At 75.5% G+C, this 2,624-nt stretch carries 4 protein-coding genes and 1 pseudogene; 4 read left to right on the forward strand and 1 reads right to left on the reverse strand.

Annotated elements, in window-relative coordinates:
- From RIF68_RS33865 to RIF68_RS36585, 3 genes are all read left to right on the forward strand, one after another.
- A partial coding sequence (locus RIF68_RS33865; RefSeq protein WP_309055302.1) for a glycosyltransferase occupies positions 1-298 on the forward strand: 298 nt, incomplete at its 5' end.
- Positions 291-797 carry a YbjN domain-containing protein gene (locus tag RIF68_RS33870; protein WP_309055303.1) on the forward strand — a complete coding sequence of 169 codons (507 nt, stop codon included), beginning with the start codon at positions 291-293 and terminating at the stop codon, positions 795-797. The genes RIF68_RS33865 and RIF68_RS33870, both read left to right, overlap by 8 nt.
- A gap of 18 nt (positions 798-815) precedes the next feature.
- Entirely contained in the window at positions 816-1,268 is a 453-nt protein-coding gene (locus RIF68_RS36585; RefSeq protein ID WP_375165780.1) for a hypothetical protein, read from the forward strand.
- A gap of 22 nt (positions 1,269-1,290) precedes the next feature.
- Here the strand turns inward: RIF68_RS36585 and RIF68_RS33880 are convergent, their stop codons facing one another.
- On the reverse strand, positions 1,291-2,211 hold the full coding sequence (locus RIF68_RS33880) for an AraC family transcriptional regulator (RefSeq protein WP_309055304.1): 921 nt from the start codon (positions 2,209-2,211) through the stop codon (positions 1,291-1,293).
- A gap of 94 nt (positions 2,212-2,305) precedes the next feature.
- Here RIF68_RS33880 and RIF68_RS33885 point away from each other — a divergent pair.
- Positions 2,306-2,624: pseudogene (locus tag RIF68_RS33885) on the forward strand (MBL fold metallo-hydrolase); the annotation flags it as partial.

Below are 2,624 nucleotides of genomic sequence, written 5' to 3' on the forward strand. Positions count from 1 at the left end.
GCAGGCGGCCGGCACCCCGGTGGTCGCCGCCGCGGTCGGCGGGCTGCCGGTCGCCGTCCGGGACGACGTGACCGGCTTCCTCGTCCAGGGACACGACCCCGCGGACTACGCCCGCGCGCTCGGCCGCTTCGTCGCGGACCCGGCCCTGACGGACCGGATGGGCGCGGCGGCGGCCCGGCACGCCGGCTCCTTCGGCTGGGACACCGCCGCCTCGGGCACGGCCGACGTGTACACGGCCGCCATGCACGACCACCGGCTGCGCGAGAACCGCCGTCGCGTACGCTCCCACCATGGCTGAGGACGTGACCGGGAACGTACGGCGGACCATCGAGACGACCCTGGACGACGCCGAGCTGGAGTGGGAGTCCCCCGAGCCCGGCTCGTACGTGGTGAAACTCCCGGGGACGCGCAAGCTGTTCACCACGCTCTCGCTGAAGGCGGGGCGGCACTCGCTCTCCCTCAACGCCTTCGTCATCCGTCACCCCGACGAGAACGAGACGGGTGTCCACCGCTGGCTCCTGGAGCGCAACCTCAGGCTGTACGGGGTGGCGTACGCGATCGACGGGCTCGGCGACATCTACCTCGCCGGCAAGCTGCCGCTCGCGGCCGTGACGCCCGAGGAGCTGGACCGACTCCTCGGCTCGGTGCTCGAAGCGGCGGACGGCGACTTCAACACCCTCCTCGAACTCGGCTTCGCCTCGGCGATCCGCCGCGAGTACGAGTGGCGGGTCTCGCGCGGCGAGTCCACCAGGAACCTCGACGCGTTCAAGAGCCTGATTCAGAAGCCCGCGCACTGACCCCTTCCCCGGAACCTCATGGCATTCGGCAGGAGGCGGTTCGCCGCCGCCGCGACGGCGGTGACGGCCGCCGTCACCACGGCGGCGTCCACCACGGCTCTCGCCGCGCCCGCGACCCCCACGGGCCCACCCCCGCCCGCCCCGCACCGGGCGGCGGTCCCGCTCCCGCCGGACGTCCCGCCGTCGCGCGGCTCTGGCGGGAGTTCGCCGAGGCAGGGGAGCGGGGCGGCGGCACGGTCCTCCTGCCGCCGGGCACGTACCGGATCGACGACCACCTCCGGATCGGCCAGGCTGGACACCGTCGCCCCGTACAGCGCGACCGTCGGCATCAGCGAGGTCCGGGAGCTCGACCAGATCGACGTCCCCGACTTCACCGGCGCGCTCCACGCGTGCGTGGAGGCGTACGGGAGGCCGGAGTCGGTCCGCCCCCGGAACCTGTACGAGGCCCAGCGCGCCCTCCTCGGGGACTGACACCACCCCTTCGGGGTGTCGCTCAGCCGCCGGCCTCCGTCGCCGCCCGGTACCGGCCGGGCGTGGTGCCGAACTCGCGGCGGAAGGCGTGCGACAGCGCGTACGGAGTGCCGTAGCCGACCCGGCGGGCGACCGTCTCCAGCGGCTCACCGGTCTCCCGGAGCAGCGCGGCGGCCCGGGTGAGCCGCCACCACGTCAGGTACGCCATCGGCGGCCGGCCGACGAGCGCGGTGAAGCGGCGCGCCAGCGTGGGCCGGGAGACCCCGGCCTCGGCGGCCAGCCGCTCCACCGTCCAGGGCGCGGCCGGATCGCCGTGCAGGGCGCGGAGCGCGGCGGCGGTCACCGGGTCACCGAGGGCGGCGGGCCAGCTCCCGGCGGTGCCCGGCGCCGCCCAGGACCGGATCATGTAGACCAGGAGCAGGTCGACCAGGCTCGGCAGCGCGATCGCCGAGCCGGGCAGCCGCTCGTCCACCTCCCGTCCCAGGAGCCCGATCGCGGCCCGCAGCTCCGGCGGTCGCCCGGGCCGGTCGGGGAGGTGGACGAGGGGCGGGAGTTCGGCGAGCAGGGGGTGGGCACGGCTGCGGTCGAGCCGGTACTTGCCGCACAGCATCTCCACCGGGGCGCCCGCCCGCGTTCCGTCACGGCCCGGGTCCCACCCCTCCCACCGCTCGAACGGCACGGCCCGCCGGAGCCCCGCCGCGTCGACGGGCGCGTCGGCGATGACGTGCCCGGTGCCGTGCGGCAGCAGGACGGCGTCCCCCGGGCCGAGAGAGACCGGTTCGCCGCCGTCGGGCAGCAGCCAGCAGCGACCCTCCAGGACCACGTGGAAACCGGCGCCCTCGTACGGCGCGAGACGGGCGCACCAGCGGCCCCCGATCCGTACCCGCCGGGTGGAGGGCCGCCCGGTCCGTACGGCCGCGATCGCGTCGCTCACCACATCCATCGCGCCAGGCTAGCCGGGGCCGTGAGACGTACGCGTATCTCCCGGAGCCGTAGGGACATTGAGAGGCTCACGGCGGGCTTCCTAGGGTCGGGTCATGGAACGCGAGAGCACACAGCGGATGGTGTTCGGGGACGTCGAGGTCCTGCGGGTGGTCGAGTGGCGGGGGCCCTTCGCGCCGGCCGGGGAGCTCGTCCCCGGGGCCGGGGCGGAGACCTGGGAGGAGAACGAGGACTGGCTCGCGCCGGACCACTGGGACCCGGTGACCGGCCGGGCGGTGATGGCACTGCAGACCTGGGTGCTGCGCAGCGCGGGGCGGACGGTCCTGGTCGACACGGGGGTGGGCGACGGGCGGGAGCGGCCGGGCTCGCCGCAGTTCCACCACTGGCGGGGCGACCTGCCGGGTCTGCTGGAGC

Source organism: Streptomyces sp., from assembly GCF_031178505.1.
Classification (GTDB): Bacteria; Actinomycetota; Actinomycetes; order Streptomycetales; family Streptomycetaceae; genus Streptomyces; species Streptomyces gulbargensis.

Coding starts and splice junctions, on each gene's coding strand:
- RIF68_RS33870 (WP_309055303.1), top strand. CDS start 291: ATGGCTGAGGACGTGACCGGGAACGTACGGCGGACCATCGAGACGACC.
- RIF68_RS36585 (WP_375165780.1), top strand. CDS start 816: ATGGCATTCGGCAGGAGGCGGTTCGCCGCCGCCGCGACGGCGGTGACG.
- RIF68_RS33880 (WP_309055304.1), bottom strand. CDS start 2,211: ATGGATGTGGTGAGCGACGCGATCGCGGCCGTACGGACCGGGCGGCCC.